19 protein-coding genes are annotated in these 25,582 nt (G+C 38.7%); 9 read left to right on the top strand and 10 right to left on the bottom strand.

The features are described 5' to 3' along the window. Positions 1-4: 4 nt before the first annotated feature. From NOX80_RS10735 to NOX80_RS10720, 4 genes are all read left to right on the top strand, one after another. Positions 5-1,780, top strand: a complete 1,776-nt coding sequence (locus NOX80_RS10735; RefSeq protein WP_256549778.1) for a tetratricopeptide repeat-containing sensor histidine kinase — start codon at positions 5-7, stop codon at positions 1,778-1,780. After that, complete coding sequence (locus NOX80_RS10730; RefSeq protein ID WP_256549777.1) at positions 1,777-3,549, top strand: tetratricopeptide repeat protein; 1,773 nt, start codon at positions 1,777-1,779, stop codon at positions 3,547-3,549. Before NOX80_RS10735 ends, NOX80_RS10730 begins: the two co-directional genes overlap by 4 nt. Positions 3,550-3,855: 306 nt before the next feature. Beyond that, a complete protein-coding gene (locus NOX80_RS10725) occupies positions 3,856-4,173 on the top strand; it encodes a hypothetical protein (protein ID WP_256549776.1) in 318 nt (105 codons plus the stop codon). A 2-nt stretch (positions 4,174-4,175) separates the two neighbouring features. Next, positions 4,176-5,102, top strand: coding sequence for a hypothetical protein (locus tag NOX80_RS10720; protein ID WP_256549775.1), 927 nt, complete (start codon positions 4,176-4,178; stop codon positions 5,100-5,102). A 281-nt stretch (positions 5,103-5,383) separates the two neighbouring features. On the opposite strand, the gene NOX80_RS10715 is transcribed toward NOX80_RS10720, so the two are convergent. The 4 genes from NOX80_RS10715 to NOX80_RS10700 form a co-directional block, all read right to left on the bottom strand. Beyond that, positions 5,384-5,626: a hypothetical protein gene (locus NOX80_RS10715; protein ID WP_256549774.1), complete on the bottom strand. Its 243-nt coding sequence runs from the start codon at positions 5,624-5,626 to the stop codon at positions 5,384-5,386. A 114-nt stretch (positions 5,627-5,740) separates the two neighbouring features. After that, positions 5,741-7,237, bottom strand: coding sequence for a hypothetical protein (locus NOX80_RS10710; RefSeq protein ID WP_256549773.1), 1,497 nt, complete (start codon positions 7,235-7,237; stop codon positions 5,741-5,743). 18 nt (positions 7,238-7,255) lie between these two features. Then, a complete protein-coding gene (locus NOX80_RS10705; RefSeq protein WP_256549772.1) occupies positions 7,256-7,783 on the bottom strand; it encodes a hypothetical protein in 528 nt (175 codons plus the stop codon). 137 nt (positions 7,784-7,920) lie between these two features. Further along, positions 7,921-9,354, bottom strand: a complete 1,434-nt coding sequence (locus NOX80_RS10700) for a hypothetical protein (protein ID WP_256549771.1) — start codon at positions 9,352-9,354, stop codon at positions 7,921-7,923. 394 nt (positions 9,355-9,748) lie between these two features. On the opposite strand from NOX80_RS10700, the gene NOX80_RS10695 reads away from it, so the two are divergent. The 5 genes from NOX80_RS10695 (at position 9,749) to NOX80_RS10675 (ending at position 16,020) form a co-directional block, all read left to right on the top strand. Next, a complete protein-coding gene (locus tag NOX80_RS10695) occupies positions 9,749-11,896 on the top strand; it encodes a tetratricopeptide repeat-containing sensor histidine kinase (RefSeq protein WP_256549770.1) in 2,148 nt (715 codons plus the stop codon). Between the two features lie 7 nt (positions 11,897-11,903). Next, a complete protein-coding gene (locus NOX80_RS10690) occupies positions 11,904-12,659 on the top strand; it encodes a LytR/AlgR family response regulator transcription factor (protein WP_256549769.1) in 756 nt (251 codons plus the stop codon). Positions 12,660-12,811: 152 nt separating this feature from the next. Further along, positions 12,812-13,948, top strand: coding sequence for a hypothetical protein (locus tag NOX80_RS10685; RefSeq protein ID WP_256549768.1), 1,137 nt, complete (start codon positions 12,812-12,814; stop codon positions 13,946-13,948). A gap of 118 nt (positions 13,949-14,066) precedes the next feature. Beyond that, entirely contained in the window at positions 14,067-15,233 is a 1,167-nt protein-coding gene (locus NOX80_RS10680) for a hypothetical protein (RefSeq protein ID WP_256549767.1), read from the top strand. Between the two features lie 19 nt (positions 15,234-15,252). Continuing rightward, positions 15,253-16,020, top strand: a complete 768-nt coding sequence (locus NOX80_RS10675) for a T9SS type A sorting domain-containing protein (protein ID WP_256549766.1) — start codon at positions 15,253-15,255, stop codon at positions 16,018-16,020. Between the two features lie 162 nt (positions 16,021-16,182). On the opposite strand, the gene NOX80_RS10670 is transcribed toward NOX80_RS10675, so the two are convergent. The 6 genes from NOX80_RS10670 to NOX80_RS10645 all read right to left on the bottom strand — a co-directional run bounded on the left by NOX80_RS10670 (position 16,183) and on the right by NOX80_RS10645 (position 25,558). Then, positions 16,183-17,523, bottom strand: coding sequence for an IS1182 family transposase (locus NOX80_RS10670; RefSeq protein ID WP_256549765.1), 1,341 nt, complete (start codon positions 17,521-17,523; stop codon positions 16,183-16,185). Between the two features lie 108 nt (positions 17,524-17,631). Further along, on the bottom strand, positions 17,632-18,021 hold the full coding sequence (locus tag NOX80_RS10665; RefSeq protein ID WP_256549764.1) for a hypothetical protein: 390 nt from the start codon (positions 18,019-18,021) through the stop codon (positions 17,632-17,634). Between the two features lie 3 nt (positions 18,022-18,024). Further along, positions 18,025-19,557: a hypothetical protein gene (locus NOX80_RS10660; protein ID WP_256549763.1), complete on the bottom strand. Its 1,533-nt coding sequence runs from the start codon at positions 19,555-19,557 to the stop codon at positions 18,025-18,027. 18 nt (positions 19,558-19,575) lie between these two features. Continuing rightward, complete coding sequence (locus NOX80_RS10655; RefSeq protein WP_256549762.1) at positions 19,576-22,023, bottom strand: ankyrin repeat domain-containing protein; 2,448 nt, start codon at positions 22,021-22,023, stop codon at positions 19,576-19,578. Between the two features lie 356 nt (positions 22,024-22,379). Next, complete coding sequence (locus NOX80_RS10650; protein WP_256549761.1) at positions 22,380-23,957, bottom strand: hypothetical protein; 1,578 nt, start codon at positions 23,955-23,957, stop codon at positions 22,380-22,382. Between the two features lie 5 nt (positions 23,958-23,962). Next, the gene (locus NOX80_RS10645) at positions 23,963-25,558 is read right to left on the bottom strand and encodes a hypothetical protein (RefSeq protein WP_256549760.1); all 1,596 of its coding nucleotides are present in this window, start codon (positions 25,556-25,558) and stop codon (positions 23,963-23,965) included. Between the last annotated feature and the right edge of the window lie 24 nt (positions 25,559-25,582).

Genomic DNA, 25,582 nt, shown 5'->3' with positions numbered 1-25,582 from the left:
GGACATGATAAAGCGTTTTAAAATCAAGTGGCTGTTATGCCTGTTTTACTGCATCTTTTTCGATGCGGGCAGCTTGATTTATGCGCAGGATTATAAACGCATTGATTCATTACAATATGTAGCTGATATCTATAACCGAACCGGACAGAACTACAAAGCAGCTGTTGCTCAGCTTGATGTGGACGTCGCCTTTATGGCAGCTGACAGACCTCTTCGGGACAGATCGGCATACCGTACTGCTCAGGCTTATGTAAGATCCGGACAATATGACGAAGCTTTTTATCATATTACCAGAGCTTTTGAAGGAATGTCCCAGTCAAACGATTCTATTGGCCTTGCCTATTGTTACAGCGTAATGGGACAGATCTTCGCCTTTAAAAAAGAGGACGCTAAAGCTGGTGAATATCATTATAAAGCATTGAATATTCTCAAAAGAAATGCCCGTCAAAAAGAAAACATTGTCACAGCCAAAATACTTTATGCCGATTTTCTTATCTATCAAAAGAAGTATACCACAGCTTTAAAACTACTATCCGAAGCGCTTTCCGTTACGCACGGTACCGGCTTTTATAACTCAAAAGCTTATATAAAGGATAAACTGGGCTTTTGCTATGCTATGCTTGGTGATACCCGAAAAGCAGATTTGTATTACCGCGAGGCACTGAGCGATGAAAAAACAAATCGGTATGTTGACATTCGGATGCGGATTTTAAAACATCAGGGGGAACTTTCCCTTTCCCTTAATGATATCACAAAAGCGAAGTCTTTTTTGGAGCAATGTATTGCTTTAAAACCATTGACCGAAGAAAACGAAGACTATGTTCTGGCTAACCGACTGCTTGCCGGATTATATGAAGGACTGGGTAACTACGAACTGGCCTATAATTATGGTATGGAATCCGTGCAAGCCAAAAGGAAGCTAATGGACGAGGCAATGCTTACCGATACAGAGGCCCGTTCTGTAAAATTTGATACCGAACAGCTGGCATTGCAAAACAGTCTCCTCCAGACAACCGTCGAAACGCAAAAAATTGAAGCACAACAGGCAAACGCACGGAAAAATGTATTCCTGCTTGGTTTTATATTTACCATTGTTGTATTAGCCACTCTTTTGATTTTTTTATATTTTTACTTCAGACAGAAAAGAGCCATCGCGGCTAGCAGAAATAACGAATTGAAGCAGCAATTACTGCTTACTCAAATGAATCCGCATTTTATTTTTAACTCGGTAGATACGATACAAAATCTTATTTATGAAGATCGGAATGACGAAGCCGTAGATTACCTTTCGAAATTCTCACAGCTTACCCTTCAGATTCTGGAGAACTCTTCATTACAATACATTAGTCTCAGGGAAGAAATCAACATGACGGTCAACTATCTGGTTATCCAACAACTGCTTTATAACAATTTCGATTACGAAGTCATTGCAGAAGATGGAATTGACACCGAAAGTACTTTTATTCCGCCGATGCTTACCCAACCGTTTATAGAGAACGCTGTAAAGCATGGAATCGCCGGAAAAAAATCAGATGGCCGGATACAAGTACGGTTCTACAAAAAACGCAACAAACTGTATTTTGAGGTAATCGATAACGGAAAAGGACTAACCGGCAAAACAAGAGAAGGTCACCGATCGATGGCGACGAAAATCACATCCGAAAGACTAAATGCTACGCAAGATACTATTGAAGTAGCCAATATAGTTGAAGAAGGTATTGTAAAAGGTACTGTAAGCCGTTTTGCTATTCCCTATAAAATAAAAAACAATCTTGCATGAAGCAGTTCCGTGCCTTATGCTTTCTCTCCTTTTTCCTGCTGATTTTCTCACAGGCAATAACGGCACAACAGAATGACCGGAAAACTTCGTATGAAGCAGAAATCGACGCTCTGAATCGTATGGGACTAACCTACAATAAACAGGGAAACGTTGAAAAAGCAGAACCTCTTTTTCAGCAAGCCATAGCACTTTCCCGTAAACATAAATACAACAAAAAACTAGGTCAGAGCCTGTACAACCTTTCTTCCTTATATACCGAAACTGCCAATTATGAAACGGCAATACAACTTGGTGAAGAATGTATTGAAGTGCTACAAAAATATGACGATAAAGAAACCATTGCGAGGTGTCTGATCAACCTTGAAACATGTTGGCGACAACATGGGATATTGATCAACGCTATGACCTATGCCGACAGTGCGGTTAAGGCTTTACGCCCTGTAAAAAACGATACATTACTGGAGTTAGCACTTTGGCGACAAGGAGAAATATATCGGGAAATAAATACCGCATTGGCTATACCTATGCTTAAAGAGGCACTGGTTTTGGCGCAAAAAATACCGGAACTGTACAACCTGGATAACATTTACAATTCGCTGGGACAATGTTATATTGAGCCTTATATGGAAGTCTATGACGCCGCAATTGCTGAGCGTTATTTTAAAATGGCTTTGGAGGCTGCATTAAAATATGACAAAAAAGAGGTGAATTATAATCGCATACAATACGGCAAAATATGCACTGCTAACGGAAAGTACAAAGAAGCGGAACAGCAATTAAAGCTAGTCTACGAAAATGCCGCTGTCACCAATAACACCGATGAACAGTCGGTTGCCGCATTTTGTCTTAGTGAAGTGTATTTTGCCGTTAAGGATTTTAAAACCGCCTATCGTTACCTTAAAAAACACGAATCGCTCGAAGAACTGTATGCTACTACGCAGAAAAAAAGCACAACTGCTAAGATGGCTTTTAACTTTAAGACCGGAAGAGTTGAAACTCAAAATAAACTCCTGAAACAGCAACGCGAATTACAACGACTAAAACAGGAGCAGGTAAGCTTCCGTAATAACGTAAAAATAGGCGTTTCTGTAGCGATAACCCTTTTTCTGGTTACCGTTACACTGGCGCTGTACAGATTCAACAAAAAGAAAAATCTATTACTGTCCAAAAAGAGCGCCACACTACGCCAACAATTGCTACTCACGCAAATGAGTCCACATTTTATAACGTCATCCATTGAAAGCATACAAAATCTTATCAGAGAAGACAAACCGGATATTGCGGCCACTTATCTTTCTAAATTTACTCGTCTAACCCGTCAGATATTGGAAAGCAGTACCGGTGACTCAATTTCGGTGGATGAAGAAATCGCTATCATAACCAACTATCTTACTGTTCAGCAACTACTCCATACCGGCGGTTTTAGCTTTACGGTTGACGACGATGGTATGGATACCGAAACGATCTACATCCCTCCTATGCTCACACAACCCTTGCTAGCCAATGCTGTAAAAAGAGTATTAGCCGGTAGCGGACAGCATTCGGTTGCGGTACAATTACTTCTGAAAAACAACAAGCTGTTAATTCAGGTAAGTGACTCCGGCGGATCTTTAAAACCGGGTGAACTACAGCGTATTCTGGATTCAAAAGATATAAGTATAACGGCTGAAAGACTTTCAACTCCTGTAACGGTTGAAAATGTTAGTCTCGAAGATGGTACGGCCGGTGTCATGACACAGTTGGAGATAGACTATATATCGGATGACTGACATAACGATTTTCATACAATCAACCACGAATTTTCAGTCAGTAACAACAAATAATCATTTGCCAATACAGACAACCTGTAAATTGGTAATTTGCGGTCTATAACGGGATATCAAACGAACCGATATGAGTTGATAATAACAGATATTCTTTAAAAAAGTACTTTTTTTTCAAACATAACAATAGTTCTTTAATAAATTAAAAAACAATTAACAAGTTTTTCACACGGTGTTGTAGTAATCCTATTTATTCCTACTTTAGCTTGTTTGCTTTAAAAAAGCACCGTTTATAACCTTAAAAAAAGAAGTATGAACACATTTAAAAAAATTTCAGCCTTAGTACTGCTGACCATTTTGGCATCACAGGCAATAACTGCTTCGACCGCAGAAATTAAGGTCGTTAAAGAAACGGTTGGCGGTTACTTCGACGTGTACCTGGTGAATAACTGTACAAAAGAAATCGAGGTACGTGTACGTGCAGACGGTTCTTCCTCAACATCAAAATACAAAACAGGTGAAAAAATAAAAGTACCTGTAAAAGCCGGATATGAAGTGTATGTAGACGGCAAATTATTCAAGAAATTTGAAGATTCAGATAGCGGAAAAGAAATTAAACTTTGTAAATAATTATGGGATTTTTTGACAAAATTAAAAGCATGGTGGGTGTCACCGGCGTGAAACTGGAATATACATGGATCGAGAATCCATGGCCTTACTTCGATCCGATGATCAAGGCAACTATAAATGTAAAGGCCGGTAAGGATGCCGTGACCATTATAGGTACAAAAGGTACTTTTTATGCCAAGCGTACGGTAAACAATGTGGAAGAAAAAATCGTATTGGGAACCGACATCAGTAACGTTGATAAATGTGCCCGTACGGAGCGCAACGGTGAGTTCGTAAAGGAATTTCCATGCGCGTTGGAAGGTAACAGCGAGATGTCTTTCGGCTTCTTTATCATGGATATGGACGTTCCTGCCGCGTTGGCAGCATGGGGCGGTGAAACACCGGCCAGTGCAAAAGCAAACGGTATTACCTTTTTCCTTGAGGGAGAAGTGGATGTAAAAGAAACACTTGACTTGTTCGACCCTACCCTTACCCAGGAAATAGAGGTTTATCATAACGAACGTAAACCGGAACCGGAATACGAAGAGGAAAATGAATCGAGTATTTATAATGAAACCATAGCATTAGAAGGCGAAGATGAAGAAATCTCCTTTACACCGGAACAACGAAAACTGATCCTTTCTGATGACCACGAAGTAGAGTTTGCTCTGGAAGGTATGGAAGTATTTGCTTTATATAGCTTAGGTCAAATGCACAAAAAAGTGGTACGTATGACTGATGACCTTTTCGGACAAGCGAGAGTAGGTGTATTCACGATCAATCACATTAACGGGCACAGAGATCTTGATTTCGATAATCCGAACAATTGGAAAGCGATTACTGTTAACTCTATTTCTTTTACCTTTTCGAAACCTAACGAATGGGGTCACGAGGCTACTAAATACGAAAGCCTTTTTCATATCAAGGATATTGCACTATTAGAACAATAACAAAAACTACCAATAGAAACGCCCTGATAATCAGGGCGTTTTTTATACAATTAAAATTAGTAAAAGCTCTCCGGATAAGGATTACTGTAAATGAATTACTTATATCACCGAATTCCATGTGTAACATCCCCTAACAAGAAGACGGTGTAATTCATATAACAAACCGGAAGCTTATAACTCAGCAATTATATAAATCGCTCAACTGTATTAATTTGTTTATCTGTTTTATTCATATAGTCTTCCTATTTCTCAGAGTATAAAAATATTCAGATGTCATTATTCTATTTTGTATCGCTATCGATTAATTTCCCTAACATTTCCGTTAGATCATTATTACTGCGGATTGCGTTTATGTCCAACCATTTATCACCGTCAAATTTTGAAATTATGATGCTTTTATCATCATTCAGTAGAAATGTGTAGTAAATAAAATTGGTTGTTTTGTCAACATTTCCGTAGACTTTTACCTCCTGGATTTCATCCCCGATGGTAATATGGGTTATAAATAAAGGTTCTTGCTGCATATCTTATTATCTTACAATTCCTAAAGGTTATTTTTATTTTGCGCTAAATTTCATCTACTAAGAAATAACATATTCCCCAATATTTAAAATCAGTGCCGGAATTGTTTTTATTTATTAGGTACACTGGAATACCTGTGATACCAATTGGTGCTTTTCTGAATAAAACAGATATAACCTACCGAACATATTACTGTGATCCAGCTGTGCTACAAATTGCATCTTTTGCCCGTCGGGGTCACGTGGCGTTTCTTCATCCTGAAGCCATTTCGGTTTACTAAACGTTAGCTTTCCTTCGGTTATATCCTCTTCAATTTCTACTTTCTGTACAACACGCTCAATTCCCTTTTCGGTTTTAGTATAGATAAAATGTAACTCCACGGAACGGCCATTGTATAGATTCATAAATAGGTCGGAAAACTTATTCTGTCCGAAGTCATACCACCACAAATAACTTTGAGTCTGAATCATCATTACAACCTGTTGCAATGTATATTGCCCGGAAAGCGTAAAATGTTTAGTGCCATATTGATTTTCTTTTGCTATTCGTATCTCATGTCCCAGATGTTCCAACGTGTAGTTGCCTTTCCATTCCATTACGACTTTTTTATCGCTCTTTTCAATGTATTTTATAGGCCAATTCCCTTTTTCTTCCGGGCAACTAATCGCATACGCAATAGTATCGGGAAGCCCGTCTTTTTCGTTGACTTTTACAGCAATCTCCCGTTGATTTTCAATTTTACAATTAAATTGAAGGAATGCGGAATTCAGGTTATAGAAATGGTTAAATGCATACCGTTGTATCAGTTCTCCCTGAATGGATTTGAAATCAGGAACTTTTTTACCATCAACAAACCAACCATTTACACTAACATTCCAATCGGTTTCATTTTCTCTGAAAACGGCAGAAAAAGGGATCTCTGTATGCATAACGCCCAGGTCCTTATCTGTTGCCGGAATAAGGTGCGGAGCCAGTTCTTTGGATACCGTAAAACCATCGCTGTTGTTTTGGTACAGTATTTTTTCGGTCATTGTTATATCACGAGCCGGTTGATGCAAGATAGTCATTTCCAAAAAGCCATCTTGATCATATTGATAAGTATAGTGTTCCAAATCCAGCCACTCGTCGTTACCCTGATAATACTGTATCGTTCGGGTAACCAAAACAGAATGCCCGTTAATTTGGTCATAACCATATAGCACGCGTTTGTTAGGATCATAATCAAATGACCCGGATTGCATTAGCATTCCATCATTACTATATTGATCCACCTGCTCGTAACTTACCTTTTCGATCTTATCGACCGAAGTTTGCAGGTACTCGCGTTTAACATCCGATTCTCCGTACTCTTCCAGTTTTCTAAGATTAAGCGGAGCAAGTAGTTGGTATTTGCCGTCCTCCAACTGGAAATCCATACGGCTAACATCCACGTTCTGGAGAATAAAGGTAAACGGGATACCTTCCCATTTTTCGTTAACCACGCTGCCATCGAGCTTTACAATAGGCAACAGTACTTTGTTAAAACCTTTTATATCAGCCAGACAGCTTTTTAGGCTGGGAAACCCTTCTATTTTAGATTTCTTCTCTGATGGAGATAGTATAAGTTCTTTCATGTTGTAATAGTTAAAGGCTTATTTTTTAATGCCTACCCAATTCCTGTCCAGATCGCTGTAAGGATAAATTTTTATCATTTTCAGCATTTCGAGAAATCTTTTATGACCAAAATTGGCTACGGTAGTCAACTCTTCTTCAAATATTTCGATACAAAGCAACAGATGGTGCTTGTGACCTTCGATCTCAAATTCTTTATACACATCAAATAAGATATATCTCGGCTTACCGTCGTTTCCGGATATCTGGCATATCTCATACGGATTAAAAGCCTTTCCCTGTGCGGCACCTGCGATTTGCGTAAAGTTTTCGCAAACGCGTCTCTCCATTATGTTGAATGGTGTTGGCGGATCCTGATTGATAGCATTGAACGGCTGCTTGGTAAAAGCAATCAGTTCATAAGTTCCTTTTTTATTCGGAACGGGACCGGTACCATCGGTCTGGATAAGTTCCATAGTGGAAAATCCGGTTCCTTCAATGTGATTTGAGTAATAATACATGTCCACAGCTCCAAATGTCATACCTGCAATTACCCTGAAAGGAATCATTGCATGCCCGATCACTTCCTCAGATGGCCCCAGAATATTTTCAATGGCCTGTTATTTCAGATTGTAATGCGTAAGGTATTGTTCGTCGTTATGGCTCATTTTTTTGGTTGTTTAAATGATTTTAATGTTTACGATTATTATAGATAAGAAACCGGTATGGTGTTAAACGATCCGTCTTCCTCAAATCCTTTTATCATAGCCATTCGTGCAGCTGTTTTTATTGCGTCATCAGAATTAGAAAGCTTATCGCTGCTAAACCATTCTTTTCCGAACGGTTTTACACTTACCAGTACTATTTTTTCAATGTTTAACTTGGTCCGTTTTGGTAAGCTTTTTGACCCCATTGTCAGCAGTGTTCCAAATGGCTTATTAGCATCATATTGGGAACTGTTAAAGAAAGTAGTTGGTCCGTCGTTAGCATCATTATCTTTTATGACCCACGTCTCCACATCGTTGCTGTTAAACTGCAATGTGAGTGACTCAAATTTCTCCATCAGTGCCTTAAATTCGCCGTGTCTCAACGCCACTTGCGTTACACTGTTCAGTAAAGCCATCGTATAATGATCTCTCACTTTATGAAACGGCACAATACTGTCAAATTCAATATAGTATTCCGCTCCTGTCCCATTGTAAGCCAATTCCTTATCCTGATCCTCTTTGGTATAAATATCAGAAAGGCCGTCAGTTATTACGATGGTTGTATTTTCGGTATAAATAATACGGAATTTTGCTGCAATCGTTCCCGAAGTATACCCCGGCCAATTGTGGTCACGGAAACCACCGATGTTCAGATATAATATTTCATCGTGCAGTGTACCTATCGATCTGAAAAACTCATGCCGCAGGCGTATGGCTTCAGTAATCGCTTCTTTCCTTTTAGCATAGGCCGGATCCAGGTTTACTGTAGCATTTTCGATAGCATACAAACCATGTTCCGGGAATGCCGGTTCCGTTTGTACCGTAAGCTGATCATTCTCCAGACTAAACCAGATACTTTTTAACTGCTCATCAAGTGCAGTGTTCAACAGGTCGATTCCAAGTCCGTAAAAAGAGTCCAGTGAATAGGTCTTATTTTCAAATTCAAGACTGTAGTCACCCACGATATTAATATTGTCTGCCTGTTCTACAAAATTACCGAACCCAACAGCCTTTTTAAAAGCGCCCTGATTTGTAACCCGTTCCGTATTTTCAAGAAGTTCTTCTTTTAACATCGAAATAAGCTCCGTCACGCCATATATCTGCATGCCTACAGCTTCCTCTTTTATAAAAGTAAATCGTATCTGCGTATTTCCGGGCAAGTCGCTATAAAGATCCCAAAGATCTGCTTTATCACCCAAATCACTTATTTTATTACCTAATTCGCGTAATTCTTTATTTAGTGCCTCCCTTTCTTTTTTCGGAAGATTCGTATTATAATTGTATTTTATATCATCTTTGATGTAAAATATGCCGCTTTTTTGAGCGCCGTAATTACTTTTGGTAACATCTACATGATAAATTTTTCCGGTCTCAAGATAGGGACTATAGGCCTCGCCTATCGTACGCATTAATTCCTCCTTTTTAGCATCCATTATAGTTGGCTATTTGATAAGATTAAATTATTAACAGTGCTAAGGTAGAATTTAATGCAAAAGAGAAACGGGCAAATGAAAATTTGTAGCCATTTGAAACAATTTAGTAACACGGCAATGAAAATTCGTTTTATCAAAAACAGTTACAGCAGTTAAGACGATCCCTTTTATCACTTTTTTTGTCTTGGAATCCGGGCATAAAATTCAGGAGAAGACCTACCTTACACTTCTAATTAGTCTCCGTTAGATTGCTACATCGGAAAGCGTATTATTACTTTAAATTTGATGCCAAAAAAAATGGCTGTAAAGCATTGTATTTAGTGGCTTAATTCTAAAAAAATATGTTTTTATTACTTACATTTAACGTCGAATTTAAAACTTCCAAAATTCTCTTATGAGTAAAACTACTTGGCTAGCCACCGTAATTGTATTTTTCTTTATTTCAACGATTTCTTATTCTCAGGATAAGACTATTGATTCCTTAAAAACGATTCTCGCCAACCCTAAAACCAGTGATATGGTACGCATAAGTACTATTTATGCGGGGATGAGTAACTCAATTGGCTGGAGCAAACAACACATTGCTTTTTACAATCAATTGCTACCTATTTTTTCTAAAGGACTCAAAATGGATCATCTTACTCCCAAGATGAAGAACGAATATCTCTATGCGGCCGGAGTCTATTACTATAATATCGCTAAAAAAGAAACCTTTGACGGTAGTGATAAAGCGCCGGAAAATTATGATTTGGCCATAAAATATTGGAAAGAAGCAAAAAATTATAAAACCGTAGCCTCAGCTATGATCGGTAAAGGCACCTACTATCGAAAAATAGCCGATTGGCCCAAAACATTTGAAAACTTTTTTGAAGCACTTAAATATTACGAAAGCATCAAAAATGAAATGGGAATTTCACATGTGAATCAGGAAATCGGAACTACCTGTATAGCACAAGAAGATTGGGAAAAAGCAATTGTTTACTTAAAAAAATCCCTGGTTTATTTTGACGTTCCTGAATCGGAATTATGGAAAAGCGACCGACATGAAATTGCGGTTATCAATAACAACATAGGAGTTGCCTACAGCCGACTTAAAAAATATCCGGAAGCGCACAAAAGCTTCCTAAGAGCCTATGAAATCATAAAACCGAACAAAGATCCGCAGGCAGAATCGATGATATTGGTACAGTTGGCAAATTCCAGCAGCGACATGGGAGATAGTACTCAGGCACAAATCTACCTCGATCAGGCATTGGCTTTATGCAAAGATGACCTTTCCAGACAAGGGGTATACGGTAATGCTGCCAGAGTCTATTACAAATCAAAAAAATACGAAAAAGCAGCTGAATACGGCGAGTTGAGTTATGCCTTAGCCCTTAAGTTAAAAAATATCGGGGCAAGAACAGGTATGAGTAACTTATTGCATAAAATTTACAAGGAAAGTAAACAATATGACAACGCCCTTAAAATGTATGAAGCCTGGATTGTGCTAAAAGATTCCAGTAATCTTGAAGCTTCAAAAAATGAGCTGGCACAACAACAACTGAAATATGATTTCGAAAGAAAAGAACTGCAACAAAAAATAATGCAGCAAAAGAAATTGACGGAAGTTAAATTAGAACAACAAAATAAATTAGCGGCTATCAAACTGGAAAATGAAAAACAATCGGCGTTGGAAACATCCCGAAATAAATTGGCGCATCAACAGCTAAAATATGATTTCGAGAAAAAAACGCTAAATCAAAAATTAATTGAAGGTAAAAAAGTAGCGGCCATCAAATTAAAAGGCGAAAAGGAAACAGCCGCAAAAAATAACTGGCTGATCGGACTTTCAGGCGTGCTTCTATTGTTTCTTTTGGGCGCTTATTTTTATTACCGAAATACCAAACAAAAACAAGCGATAACACTTCTTGAAAAAGATCAAATCAAACAAAAACTATTGATCACACAAATGAATCCGCATTTTATCTTTAATTCTATCGATAACATTCAAGGATTGATTCAGGACAAACAAGACAAGGAAGCCGTAGATTACCTGACTAAATTTTCAAAACTGACCCGTCAGATTCTTGAAAATTCCAATGAAAATTATATTTCGTTGGCAGAGGAAGTGGAAATGACCCGAAATTATTTAGCCATCCAGCAACTTTTATACAACAATAAGTTCAACTTTACCATTGCTATCGAAAAGAGTATTGATGCCGAAACTATCTTTTTACCGCCAATGCTAACGCAGCCTTTTATAGAGAATGCGATCAAACACGGTTTAAGCAACAAATCAGAAGACGGAATGATTGCGATTCATTTTTATCTTAAAGCAGACAAATTATTCTTTGAAGTTACCGATAACGGAAAAGGATTTGAAACCGACAAAAAAATCGCCAACCACAAATCGTTGGCTATGACAATTACCAAAGAACGCTTGATCGGTTATACCAAAAATCAAGACTTTCTGGTGCAAACCGATAATATCCTGGATCAAAATACAAATATTGTCGGGGCTAAAGTTTTTTTTGAAATTCCTTACATTTACGAAAATTAATTATCCTATGTTAAGAGCTGTTATTATTGACGATATTGAAACTATTCGAAAGAAAAATAGTGCCATCATAAAATCAAACTGCCCCAATATTACTATTATTGGCCAGGCAGATTCTGTAGCATCAGGAATTAATCTGATCAGGCAACTTACACCGGATATTGTTTTTCTCGACGTAGAAATGCCCGACGGAACGGGATTTGATTTACTTCAGGAATTACAACCGATTACTTTTAAAGTTATTTTTATAACGGGATATGAAGACTTTGCCATCAGGGCTTTCCGTTTTTCGGCCATTGATTACCTTTTAAAACCTTTAGATCCGGCCGATTTGGTCGAAGCTGTTACAAAAGCGGAAGAATCGCTTAGCAAAGAAATTTTTGATCTAAAACTCAATAACCTGTTCAGTAATCTCGGAAGTCCGAAAAATTCACAAAAACTGGTTCTGAAAACAGCCGATAGAATTTATTCTGTAAGTATTCAGGACATCGTACACTGTGAATCGGATAAAAATTATACCACTTTTACTTTTATTAATGCACCAAAACTCATTGTTTCGACCAATCTTAAAGAATATGAAACAATGCTAACGCCTCACAATTTCTTCAGGACGCATCAATCGCACCTGATCAATATGGCTTATTTCGACCATTTTATTAAATCAGATGGCGGAAATACAATCGTTTTAAAAAATAAGACTTCAATTCCTCTTTCTGTTCGCAAAAAAGAAGAGTTCCTTATTTTACTTGAAAATCTTCATGTCTAAATTTTACTAAAAACGAATTTACATCCGGTTGCTACGAATATTTTCCTAAAACAACCGGATGTACATTCGTTAAATTTGTCATTTTCCTTTGCTTTATTATTGCATTGTAATTCCGAAAAAACGGTTTTGCATTCAACCAATAAATAAAAAAAATGAAACAAAAATTAGTAATCGTCGGACTATTGTTATGCGCGTTTACCAACTCCAATGCGCAACTTTTAAGCAAGATTCAAAAAGCAACCAATCAGGCTAACAACGCAACTGAAACTGTAAAAACAGCAGAAGAAGTTGTAAAAAAAGGAGAAAAAGCAGCTAAAAAGGTAAAAAATAAAGGCGGTGCTTCCAGCGGATTAAAACTGGACTGGAATATGTACAAACAAACGCCTGCCGTTACTTTTAACTCTTTATTGTATGCAACTAATATAGGAACCGGCGGATTAACGCAGTTTTCGGGTTACACCGCAACTTTTGTTCCGAACAAAAAGGCTGACGGTACTACTGTAAATACCGTTCATGATCAAGCCGAATTTCTAAAAATTAAAGTCTATAAAGGCGACCAATACATTACTTACTTTGAATATGACGGGTTCCAACAATTTGACGACGGAAAAAAAATAAAATACAATACACCAAACAGCCGATACCAACGTGACGGTGAATGGGTTGGAGGAACCGAAATCGATGTTAAAAAATGGGGTACCGGCGATTACCGACTTGATTTTTATGCAGGAGATAAAATGTATTACTCTTTCGATTTTGAAATTCAAAAACTGGTTAACTCAGACCCTTATGCTGCTATGAACGAAATGTATGTAACACGCGGTCCGTGGAATAATTATGCCTATATGAATTATGATGAATCGGGTAACCTTGTTTTCGGTTTTTATTATAATCATGAAGAATTCCAACCGAATCCGGCTAATAACAGAAAAACCAACAAAAGCGTAAAATGGAGCCTGAAAGTATTAAAAGACAACAAGCCTTTTGCTCAACAATACGGAACCGGTACGCCGAATGTGGCTCAGGTAGAACAAGCCAAATGGAATGAATACCGATGTGCTTTAAAACTGGTAGACAAACCGGGAGAATTCAAATTTGCAAACCTTACTGACGGAGCATACAAAGTTGAACTTACAATTGAAGGCGAAAAGAAACCTCGAAATTATAATTTCAACGTAAAAGATAAAAGAATCGTTCAAATTGCGGAACAAGACAGAACAAAAAATACCGATCCTACAAGACTTATAGAAGGCTGGAATGACTATTTCTGGATGAAACTGGAAAAATAACAGCACTTCTTCCTTACCATTATTTTTTTCGCTTTTTTAATGCTTGTTGCGGAAAAGATAATGGTAAGTTTTTAAAACAATCAATCATTTAACCCGAATACAATCAATTCAAAAAACAATGAAAAAAAGACTACTTTTTATTGCGATCGCAGGTCTGTTTACCGCAATGGCTTCAGCTGCTGATTTATATGTTCGTGAAAACGGTGCCAATGGTGCTTACTCCACTGTGAGTGCAGCGATTACAGCAGCATCAAACGGCGACCGAATCATTATAAAGCCGAAAAATGCCTCGGCTGCTTATGTTGAAAATCTGACGATTAACAAATCGTTGACTTTTGTATCAGAAACCAACTATCAAAAATACAAATTGCAGGGAACGGTTGTAATAACTCCACTTGCCGGACGTGTGGTGACAATTCACAATGCAATTGCAGGTAGTATCACGATTTCCGGCGCTACTACCGGTGGCAGAACCACTTTAAACGTGTTTAACTCTTTCCTGAGCTTTTTGGATGCCGGGCAAGTAAATGCAACTACCATTATTTCAGGATGTACAGTAGAAAGTGAAACGATTATAGCGCACGGAAAATGTACCGGTAATTTTTTAGGCAGTCTGTTTGTAACGCATACCGATGATACCAGTTTGGCGACTGATGATGTTGAAATCATCGCTAATAGTGTGAATTACGGTATTACAAATTATCAAAGAAACTATACGTTTAAAATCTTAAACAATTTCCTTCCTCAAAGCTCGATTAGTGTTTGGGGTGTAAAAAACGGAAGTACAAATGAGATCACCAATAATACATCTGATGTACGAAGCAACGGCGGAGGCCAGTATGGTGAATGTATCACGATCAATCTGACAACGGGAAATACCGGAACGATTTTGATCTACAACAATGTATTAGCACTTAATAATGATTATGTAATCTACAATTACAACACTAACGCAACGGTATCGGCTTACTATAATATGATTAGTGGTCCTTTTGCTTTAAATAATGTTGCTAACCAGGGATCTAATACACAGGGTAATTTTACAATTAACAATAATAGTTACAGTGTGAGCGGTGCTAATGTAAACGCAGGTTCGCCGGCAGTGGAATACACCGATTTGGATTTAACGCGAAATGATGCCGGAAACGGAGGAGGTTCTAACAGCTGGAGCAATTACTGGCCGGCTGACGGAGGTAACCGGGCGCAAATAAATTATTTAAACGTACCGAGAAGAATCACAACGGGTACTACATTAAATGTTTCAGGCTCCGGTTTTTCTAAATAATTTATACTGAAACAAAGAGATGAAAAAACAACTTTATATATTGATCGCCTTTTTTATAGCTAATTTTGTTCAGGGACAAGTAGCTATAGCGCAAGCCGAATATTTTTGGGATACCGATCCGGGACAAGGTAATGCTACTGCAATTTCAGCAGCCGACGGTAACTTTAACAGCGCTTTCGAAAAAATTGCCGCTTCCGGTATAAATCTGCCAGGTGTCGGCTTACATAAATTCAATATTCGTTTTAAAGATAATCAGAATCTATGGGGATCTACTTTTACAACTATTGTTGCTGTAGAAGCTACCACCACCACAGAACCTGTTACGATTATACAGGCCGAATATTTTTGGGATACCGATCCCGGTTATGGTAACGGAACACCGATCCTGGCCGCCGACGGAAATTTTAATAGTGCTTACGAAAAACTTCTTTCAAATGGAATTCCTCTTCCAAGCTCAGTCGGGTTACATGTATTCAACATTCGTTTAAAAGATAACCAGGGACTCTGGGGATCTACTTTTAAAAATGTAGTTAATGTTGAAAACGTTTTAAGCGTTAATGATCCAACCGCTTCTAATTTCTACTTCTACCCTAACCCGGCTACTTCAACTGTAAATTTCAATAAAGAAATAACACAAGTAGTTGTATTGGATCTGAACGGAAGAATTATCAAAACATCCAGCGACAGCAATCAATTAAATATTGCTGATTTAGCTGCCGGAACTTACGTTTTAAAAATAACGACTCCTGATGGTCATGCTTTTACCAAGAAAATGATTAAAAGATAATAATCCGACAAAATGAAGTCAAATAAAAGGGGCTGTCTCAAAAGGACATCCCCTTTTTTATTGCCGACAATCTTCTGATTTATTTTTTCTGATTTAGCTATTTTGATGTCTCTTTTAGCCAGTAAAAGCATCTACTTTTCAAAAAAGAGAAAATTATCCCTTTTATGATGTCCTAACAGGGCATTTTTTGAGGTTATGAGCCATAGCAAGTAATGCCGTTTCCACTTCGGCCTTGGCTTTGCTACGCAGATTATACCTGCGGAAGCCTTTGTTGTTTTTTATCTGGGCAAACACGGTTTCTACATCATGACAGCGTTGCTTTCTGAGTTCCTTTCCCCTGTCGGTTACGAGCAGGTTATAAGCTTTTGTTCTTAACTGGGCTACTTCGGGATTAGATAAAGAGATACTTGGTATTCCTGTTCTGGTGTCTTTGTCAAAATGATTATATTTTACATATGCTTCAACACCTTCATTATCAAGTAATGTGTAGTTTTCCTGCGAACCATAACCTGCATCAGCCACAAGTTCTTCAGGTAGTCTATTGTAGTGTTCTTTAAAAATTTTTATATGTTCGGGTAGCGTCCTTGTATCATTGGGATTAGGGTGTAAAGAGTAATTTACAATGAACTGGTTGTGTGTGCTTATCTGTAAGTTATATCCCGGTTTTAACTGTCCGTTCTTCATGTGGTCTTCTTTCATCCGCATAAAAGTAGCATCAGTATCGGTCTTACAAAAGCTGTTTCGCTTACCCATTATATCTTCTTGCTTAGCATACTTCTCAAGGTTTGCAGGCCAGTTCTTACGGGCATAGTTAAGCTTCTGCCGTACTTTAGGGCATATCTTTTTGCCTTTAAGGGCGGTGTCAATCTTCTTAATAGTCTTTTCAACAGCTTCCTTGTCAATAGCCTTAAACTCAACTTCTGTCTTGTCTTTAGATTCAGTAGCGGCAACTTGCTGCGTATACTCCCATAAGTCCTGAAGCTGCTCTTCTATGCGCCTTTTATTCCTTTCGATGGATCTGCCCCATACAAAAGTGTACCGGTTGGCATTGGCTTCTATTTTTGTACCATCGGTAAAAACAGTTTTAAGGCTCACATGTCCCTGGGATTCTAAAAGCAATACAACCTGGGTAAAGATGCTGCGTACCTCATCTTTAAGGCGTTCACTCCTAAAGCGGTTTATAGTATTATGGTCAGGACGGCTCATACCGCTTAACCACATAAAATGGATATTCTGCTTCAAGGCTTCCTCAAGCCTGCGGCTGGAAAAAATATTGCACAAATAACCATAAACCAACACTTTAAGAAGCATGCGGGGATGGTAACTGGAAGTGCCGCCTGGTTTGTAATTCTTAATAAGGCATTCCAAATCAAGACCGTCAATCACATCGGAAACGGTTCTTACTGGATGGTTGAGTTCTATCAGCTCCTCTAAACTCGGAGGAAGTAGAAAATTTTGCTTGGGATTGTAATCTTTAAAGACTACTTTTGATTTATTATACACACCGCAAGTTAACAAACTTGCAAAATATAGGGAGCTCTCGGGCTCCCTTATTTGTATAAAAAAATTGAGGCTGCCTCACTTTTGAGACAGCCCCTTTTTCTTTATAACTTACGGTGTGTCTTCCCAACGATTCGTATACATTTCCCAAACGCCTTCACAATATAACTGATACCGTGCCGGTTGGGTTTCGCCAAATGAAAAAACAAACAACATATGCAGGTGCGTCACATAATACAACGACAATCCGTTTTGCGAACGATATAGCACTTCCTTGTTTTCTTCCAAAGGTTTAAAAAAGGAGCTTACGCTAGTAAATCCGGCATCCGAAATAACTTTTTCATAGGCTTCGCTTTCGATTCTTCTTTTGAGTCTGTCGAATGGATTTCGCAGGATTTCCGTCATCGTAAAACTACGTCCGAAAAAGTCGTGACTTTCGTTGTAAAGCGATTCGCCTTCCATTCCGTCATAAAGCAGTTCGCGAGTTTTGAGTTGTTTCATATCTTAAAATTTATCAAGGCGGATTCGTTCGTCTATAGGTTTTATTTCGGTATTCAAAAGCACCGATTCACAGTAATTGAACGGATCTTCTCCGTATTCGGAAACGGAAACGATATATTCGACCGTTTTGTCAAAAGTATTCGTAAGTATCGGCGCATTCGAAATCCCGCAATCCCTTAGTTTTTCGGCAATCGATGGTCGTAACACCGCTTTGGCAATTGCGGTTAGTAACAAATCCTTGATGTGCGCTTCTATATCTTCAAAATCATCCGAACTTGCCTGAATTTCAAAAAACAATTGAAACAACCGATTCGAAAAAGCCTTGAATTTCGGTGATTTGTCATTTCTGTATTCCAATAAACTATAGTTTTCCCAATCAGCCGGACTGTATTTTTCCTCATCATCAACAGTCCTGAACGAAACGGCTGCATAACGCTCATGCGGAAGAATATCGTAGGAAATCCCATCAACAGATTCCGCGATTTCTTCAATCTCGTCTTTGTGTAATTCGAAAAGTTCGAGCAAAGCATCTTCGAGATCATCCGCAACCTTTGCAAGCGCTTCCGGTAGGTATTTCGCATCTTGCAAAATTTTTACCGGTTCAGTAAACGAATCGGTTTCCCATTGGTAACGACCGTAAAACGGATTATCGGTTACAAACGTCTTGGTAAAGATTTTGTCCTGCATATTTTGGGATTTGAGATAACACGTCGTGTCGATGTGGAATTCTCTTTCGTATAAACGTTCTTTTTCGGGTAGCTCCCGAATGATGTCCAGCAGGTTTTTCGTTCCGGTTTTATACGATCGTATGGGAACGGAAAATGGAAAACGCATCGGTTTATCTGCCACAAAAGGAAGTTCGATTTGCTTTTCGATACTGTCATGCTGACCAAATTCATCATCGAATTCCATCAGGAAAACCTCAAATTGTACCGCCGGATCATAAATCGTCATCGCGAGTTTAATTTTGTCTACCGTTCTGGGTTTGTCCAAATCAAAGGCGATTTCAAGATCGAATGTTTCCGTTGTATAGCCTTCCGGATTTCTACGATCGAAATGATTTTTGAACGTGATGTCGATTTCTTTACGCGAGGCAAAATTTTCGGTTTGCACCAGATTTTCAAATTTATCGATCTTCCGTAAATTCGGAGCGTAAATAACTTTCAAATCATCGTTTCCGTAACATTCAATTTCGACTGCGCTATCGAGTCTTAATTCGGTTAGCCGGTTAAGGTAGCACTTCACGACCGTAGCTTTCGGTGCATACAATTCCGTTAATTTGTTTTCACCGCAATGTACATTTTCGGCATTCTCAAGATGTAGTGATGTCAGTTTATTTTTGTTGCACCCCACCGAAATCGCGTTCGGTGCAATTAGCTTCTGAAGTTCGTTATTGCGACAAAAAACTTTGAGCGCATTTGTTTCAAGCGCCTTTATTTTGAGTACACTGGATATTTGAACCGTACCATCTTCGGAAACCGGAATATAAAATCGTTTCCCCGATATGTCTACAGCTTTAGCATAATAGTTTTCCATTTGAATGTTTTTCAGGTATTAATTCAAAGCAGTTTGAATCTCAGTAATATAGTTTCCGCATTTTTCGATCATCGGCTTACAATCCACTTTTGTTACGTATTCGTATAGTTTGTTAAGCTCATGCAGACGTCTTGGTGCGCAATCCATTTCCCAAAGATCAAGCAAGGCTTTTTCTTCCCATTTGGTAATTTTCTTGCGCTTTTTGAGATTCTTTTCGACAAGCCGTTCAATCGGATTGAGATTGGTATACGAAAGCAACGAATACCCAAGTTTCTGTATCAGTCGTATCTTTTCGATTTGTTCCTCGATCGTGGATTTACTATTTCTGTCCAGCGGTTCGTAAAGACAATTCAAAACGCGGTGCATTTCATCCATTCCACCCAGTTTCAGGAAGGTGTCAAACATGGTCACCGAACCTCTTTTGGCCATGGTCAGAATAGCCGGGTAATCACTGTTATACGTTGGCATATTGATATCAAATCCTAAGTCGACAAGCTTATACACGACCTCAGGAGTTTCAGCATATTCAAACACATTTTTGGAATAGCAAAACATATTCAGATCGTTTTTATCAGCTCCGTTTTTGAGTAGTAAATCGATGGTTTCAACCACATTCCGTTCCGCCCTCACGGCATAATTCAATGCCGAAAGGCCATTCTCATCTTTATAATGCACATCGGCCCCCTTTTCCAGAAGGTATTCAATATACCACAACATACCGCCCTGGCAAGCGGCTTGCAGGTTTGAAGTGAACTGGTACATTTTAGATCCGACGGTCGAAATATCCGCTCCGGCATCAAGTAATGCACGTACCATTTCATCCGCTAATTCATTTTTTGCGTGTCGGCACACTTTCTGTAACAAGGGTTCGTGTTGATACAGCTCATGATTCGGATCCGCTCCGTAATCCAGCAAAAGCTTGAGCATTTCGAGATGAAACGCTTCCGGATAATAGGCTCCTCCGGTAGCTTCAAGCATGCTGTTTCCATAATTGTCTTTCAGTGTATCCGGATGAACCCCGGTTTTAAGTATTTCCGCCAGTTTTTCAACATCTTTTTCTTTTAACGCTTCAAATGCTGCTTCACTGTAATCCTGATTTTTATTTTCGTTGATTTTCGCTTCCCTTGCTGCCTCCTCAATTCCTTCTTCAAGGTTATAAGCCGTATCAAAATTTTTATAGATGAGTTCAAAACCTTCCTCAAATTTCTTTGAAACGAACGCTTCCGCCCGAATATATTCTTCTTTATAATACCCGCCGCTGGCAATGCCACCGATGACTTTACCTTTCGCTTCCGTACCGATTTCGCCTTCTTTTGCTATCCATCTGCCACCGCCACTGATATAAAAAAAGTAATACTGTGAAGTCGTCTTGTTTTCGAGATACCAAAGCGGTGCAACGTTGAATCCCGGGATTTTAGCCCAGCTTCCTACTTCGATCGTCTTGAGCATTTCCGGTTCGGTTACGGTAATCGTCATTGTAGCTTGCTGTAATTTTTCACGCGTTTCTTCAGCCATATCGTCGAAAGGTTTATAATTTTTCTCCTCCCATATCTCGGCATTCATAGTCAGATTGAAATCCGAAACGATATGCGATTGGATATAATAGCGTGCCAAAGCAGCATGATTACCCGTGAAATGGAACACTGAAACCGCATCTTTCCATTCCGATGGTGTTTTCGAATGTTCCAGAAGTGCAAAAATGATGCTCAACGAATCGGTATGTGTTCTCGGGAAATCGATGTCGTGTCGTTCGGTACGATACATTCTTACGGTAAGCGTATCATTGGTTTTATCCAGCACTTTTACAACCCGGAACGAACCACGGGGACAAGAAAAATAAGTGTCCCATTCCGGTTTTTGGGGCGGTGCAACAATCTGAAATGCAATCGGACGTTCGACATAACCCGTTTGATGTTTCTTTAAGGCAAGTAAAACCGGTTTATCAAGTTTGATCTTTTCGCTGTCGATCAAGTCGTAAAGCGTTTGTCCATCCCGGTTTGGCAGATTTGGATCAGCTCCTTTCTCGATCAAATGCTCAAGGTTTTCAAGCGACACATAATAGCGGCTTGCGGCGTGTTGTAACAAGGTATATCCCGATTCCGGATGCATTTGATTCAAGTCGATTCCGGCTTTGATCATAAGGTAAAGAAAGCCGTCAACTCCAGTTTGCGGACTCGCAATTTCGAAAATAATCGGTTCGCGATTCGTAAACACGCTTGAAGGTACATCGGGATTCGCACCATAATCAAGAAGTAATCGGAAATTTGTATATTCTTGTCGGCTATAGGCCAACGAAAGTACCGGAACGTTGAACTGGGCCTCAACGTAGTTTGCGTCTGCTCCTGCCACCAATAGTGCTTCCAATAATTCCATATTTCCAAAAGCATCAAAAAGGTGTTTTCCGTCGGGTTCGAGATTGTGTTTTTTAAGAATGGATGTAGCGTTTTCAAGCGTCATTTTTTCCATAGTATTTTGTTTTTGGTTGGTCAGATCGTATAAAGTTTAAACTACTATCAACAAAGTCCTTTTATAAAAGCTCCGATTTCATGAAGTCTTTCAATTCGAAATTTTATTGATAAAGTGTGCTTTATTTTTTGTTTTTAAATTGGCTTGCTGCGGTTTCGTAACGGCTCAGGATTTCCATTTGATCATCTAATTTCGGCAAAAAATCTGCTTTTTTAAATGCTGAAATTGTTTCTTTCTCAACTTCGGAATCACAGGAAACCAATACAAAAATCAATCCCCAAAACTCCAGGTTCAAATAATGGTGATGTTGCCCGGAATTTCTGTCGTTCGCACTAATTCCAATGTCTCCATATATTTTATTTTCCGAAAGCGATAGCCGTTTTTAGTTTATTTTCGAGTTCGGCACGGGAAATCTTATAAAGTATCGGTCCGAAAAGCGAATACCATAAATTCCCGTCCTGATCAAAAAAGAGATTGCTCCAACGATACGTATTGAGATACTCGTCTGAAAGGTCTTGTTCTGTAAAATTAAACACATAACCTTTCTCAAAATTTTCGTCGGTAAAAACCAGTCGGTCGATACCGGCTATAAACCAGATTCCGTTTAAAGCATCGTCTTTTACAGCATTATAAAATAAGGCTTCCCCTGTGATTTCCTTAAGCTTTTCGTTGATTATTTTTGGTGTTTCGTCTTTTCCCAGTTCGAAAACACCATTCTCAGTTAGTAGTAATTGTCGTTCCGCAGAAAGTGCAACGAGCTCCTTTTTTTGTCCGTTTCCATAATAATAAGGCGCGATTTCCTTTTTAAACAAACTATCCAACTTTATATTCGTTATTTGAAACAAAACATCTACAATCGAAAGCCGGCTTCCGAAGAAAATCACCGAACGGTTTGCATTTACGAAAATCTTCAAACTATCCGGATTATTCGAATACTCCGAAGTCGTGAGTTTAAGCTCGCTATATTTAAAGCGTTTTTCGTCTCCCGATTCCTTTTTGGTCATCAAAATCCCTTTGTTATCGAGTACCACTTTCCAGAAATCATCTTCGAAAATATTGACAATTTTGGAAGCGGATTCCGAAATCACATTGAAATTCGCATCGGTGATCAATAATTTTTTCCCGGTATAAAAGCGATAACCGTCGGCCGAACTTTCGATAAATCCGTTCGCGCTATCTTTAAGGAAATTCTGCGTTCTAAGTTCTGTTTTAAAATCGGATAAATCGTAATAACATAATTCTTCCGATCGTGATTCTTCTAAAAATACCCGATTTCTAAAGGTGTCGAAATGAATTTTATAGCTATTGAACGGAATCGTCGAGCCGTTTTCACGGGCAATAAAATTCGGAGAATAACTCCCTATTCGATTTCTCCAGTACATATTCTGATCCTGGTTTTTTCCGAAAGGATCATTATACCATTGGTTCCATTTTGAATTCACTGTAAAATGACTATAGGCATAGGATTCACTGGTCATACGCGCATCTTTCCACCAAATTGCCGGCATAAAGAAAATCGCACTCGACTCATATTTTTCCTGTTTTGTCACCTGAACAATCCAAAGCGGACAATCCGGAAAAGGTGCGAATGGCGGCGATCCGTCGTAGTTGTACTCAAATCCTTTTTTATCAAATCCAACGTAATTATGAAGTGCCAGTTCAGCTTCTTCGGTAAAAAAAGTACCCGAAACGATGTTCAGATATTCCACCGCATCACTTCCTACCTCACCGCTTTTGTCCACTCGTCCATAAATGTAATCCACAAAAAGTTCCATACAAACCCATTCGTCAAAGTCGAAACGGGACAGGAATTCATGTAGTTCTTTGGTGTCTTGCCCGAAATGTCGGACATAATCAATAATTTCCGATTTTGAAAGTATCGGTTTTCCGGCAGGCGTATCATCCCACTCTACCTCAAAAATTTGTGTAGCCATCTGTTTTAGAATGTTTGAAGTTGGTTTTTAGAATAGGCAACAGCCGTTTTTAACTTGTTATCCAATTCTTTTCGGTTGATTTTGTATAGTTTATCACGATAGTGCGAAGTCCAAAGGTTTTGTTCCTTGTCGAAATACAGTTGACTGTAATAATAATCAGATCTATGCGTATTGGAAAATTGTTCGGTATAGTTAAACACATAGCCTTTTTCGAAATTTTCATCGGTAAAAACCAGTCGGTCATTGGATGTGACAAACCATATTCCGCCTAACGCTTCGTCATAAATACCATTATAGAAAATAGCTTCGCCTGTAATTTCAGTCAGCTTCGGATTAAAATATTCCACTTTCCCATCTGTCCCGATTTTAAAAACACCTTCATCTGTAAACAACAATCTTCGATTTTCGGAAAGCTGAAGTGATACCTCCCAAACGGAACAATTATAAAAATAGGCCGGAATTTCTTTTTTAAATACTTTATCGAGAACCGTTATATTGATAATAAAGTCGGTGTCGATCGAAATGATTGTTCCACCCTTCTGAAAAATTACCGTATTGTCGTCGAGTGCCCAAATCGAAAGCGATGTCGGATTGTTCCTCTTAATATCATTGGTCATTTTTACTTCGCTGTACTTAAAACGTCTTTCTTCGTTCGTATCTTTTCTGATCATCACAATACCTTTTGTATCGAGAAAAACACGCCAGAAATCATTTTCAAACGTATTGTAAACGTTCGTTTTTGTTTTGGAAATTTTATTGAATTGTTTGTCGGTAATGACCAGACTACCCTTTTGCCCGAAATGGTATTCCTCGGGCGTAATCATAAAATAACTGTTATACCACTCGGTAAGATAGCCTTTCGCCTCGTGTTTTATTTCGGGATTGTCAAGATCGTAAAAATACATTACGTCACATTTATTTCCTTCATAATAAACAATACGGTTTTGCCATTTGTCGAAAACGGGAATTGCCATTCCGAATTCAATCGCGGTTCCTTCGCGTTCAATAAAATTCGGTGAATAGGACCCGATCCGTTTTCGCCAATAGCGAATCGGGCGGTAATTATTTGTTGATTCACCATACCATTGATGATAGGTTCTATTGTCACCTACTGTATATTTTTCGTAACCATAGGAATCGTCACGCATTTGTGCATCTTTCCAGAAAACGGCCGGCATAAAAAACAGACAGTCGGCATATTGTTTTTCCTTTTCCACGACTTGTATCATCCAAAGCGGACAATCGTCGAAAACCTGAAACGATGTACGGTCGTCTTCGGGATACATAAAGCGTTCTTTCCCGACATATTCGTGTAGTTTTGCTTCTCCTTCATCCGAAAGAAACGTCGTTGCAATCAGTCCGAGATACGTCACGGCATCGCTTCCCACTCCCCCTTTTTCATCGGAATGTTTCCCGTAAACATAATCAAAAGCAAGTTGCATGCATTTCCATTCGTCAAAATCAAAACGCGTCAGGAATTCGTCAAGATCAGGTGTCGCCTGTCCGAAATGACGACAATAATTGATTATTTCTTGTTTTGTTAATATCGGTTTTTCCGGCACAGCGTCGTTCCACTGCACCTCGTACATTTGTGTAGCCATAATAATAGATTGTTTAATTTCTTT

The sequence above is a fragment of the Flavobacterium cerinum genome (genome assembly GCF_024496085.1).
Taxonomy (GTDB): domain Bacteria; phylum Bacteroidota; class Bacteroidia; order Flavobacteriales; family Flavobacteriaceae; genus Flavobacterium; species Flavobacterium cerinum_A.
The sequence above is the reverse complement of the archived record's forward strand: the minus strand, read 5'-3'. Positions and strand labels throughout refer to the sequence as shown.

Bases quoted from the DNA above. Each gene is read 5' to 3' on its own strand.
- NOX80_RS10685 (WP_256549768.1), top strand. From the start codon at position 12,812: ATGAAACAAAAATTAGTAATCGTCGGACTATTGTTATGCGCGTTTACC.
- NOX80_RS10730 (WP_256549777.1), top strand. From the start codon at position 1,777: ATGAAGCAGTTCCGTGCCTTATGCTTTCTCTCCTTTTTCCTGCTGATT.
- NOX80_RS10675 (WP_256549766.1), top strand. From the start codon at position 15,253: ATGAAAAAACAACTTTATATATTGATCGCCTTTTTTATAGCTAATTTT.
- NOX80_RS10645 (WP_256549760.1), bottom strand. From the start codon at position 25,558: ATGGCTACACAAATGTACGAGGTGCAGTGGAACGACGCTGTGCCGGAA.
- NOX80_RS10720 (WP_256549775.1), top strand. From the start codon at position 4,176: ATGGGATTTTTTGACAAAATTAAAAGCATGGTGGGTGTCACCGGCGTG.
- NOX80_RS10660 (WP_256549763.1), bottom strand. From the start codon at position 19,557: ATGGAAAACTATTATGCTAAAGCTGTAGACATATCGGGGAAACGATTT.
- NOX80_RS10710 (WP_256549773.1), bottom strand. From the start codon at position 7,237: ATGAAAGAACTTATACTATCTCCATCAGAGAAGAAATCTAAAATAGAA.
- NOX80_RS10655 (WP_256549762.1), bottom strand. From the start codon at position 22,023: ATGGAAAAAATGACGCTTGAAAACGCTACATCCATTCTTAAAAAACAC.
- NOX80_RS10705 (WP_256549772.1), bottom strand. From the start codon at position 7,783: ATGATTCCTTTCAGGGTAATTGCAGGTATGACATTTGGAGCTGTGGAC.
- NOX80_RS10700 (WP_256549771.1), bottom strand. From the start codon at position 9,354: ATGGATGCTAAAAAGGAGGAATTAATGCGTACGATAGGCGAGGCCTAT.
- NOX80_RS10735 (WP_256549778.1), top strand. From the start codon at position 5: ATGATAAAGCGTTTTAAAATCAAGTGGCTGTTATGCCTGTTTTACTGC.
- NOX80_RS10690 (WP_256549769.1), top strand. From the start codon at position 11,904: ATGTTAAGAGCTGTTATTATTGACGATATTGAAACTATTCGAAAGAAA.
- NOX80_RS10665 (WP_256549764.1), bottom strand. From the start codon at position 18,021: ATGAAACAACTCAAAACTCGCGAACTGCTTTATGACGGAATGGAAGGC.
- NOX80_RS10680 (WP_256549767.1), top strand. From the start codon at position 14,067: ATGAAAAAAAGACTACTTTTTATTGCGATCGCAGGTCTGTTTACCGCA.
- NOX80_RS10725 (WP_256549776.1), top strand. From the start codon at position 3,856: ATGAACACATTTAAAAAAATTTCAGCCTTAGTACTGCTGACCATTTTG.
- NOX80_RS10715 (WP_256549774.1), bottom strand. From the start codon at position 5,626: ATGCAGCAAGAACCTTTATTTATAACCCATATTACCATCGGGGATGAA.
- NOX80_RS10650 (WP_256549761.1), bottom strand. From the start codon at position 23,957: ATGGCTACACAAATTTTTGAGGTAGAGTGGGATGATACGCCTGCCGGA.
- NOX80_RS10695 (WP_256549770.1), top strand. From the start codon at position 9,749: ATGAGTAAAACTACTTGGCTAGCCACCGTAATTGTATTTTTCTTTATT.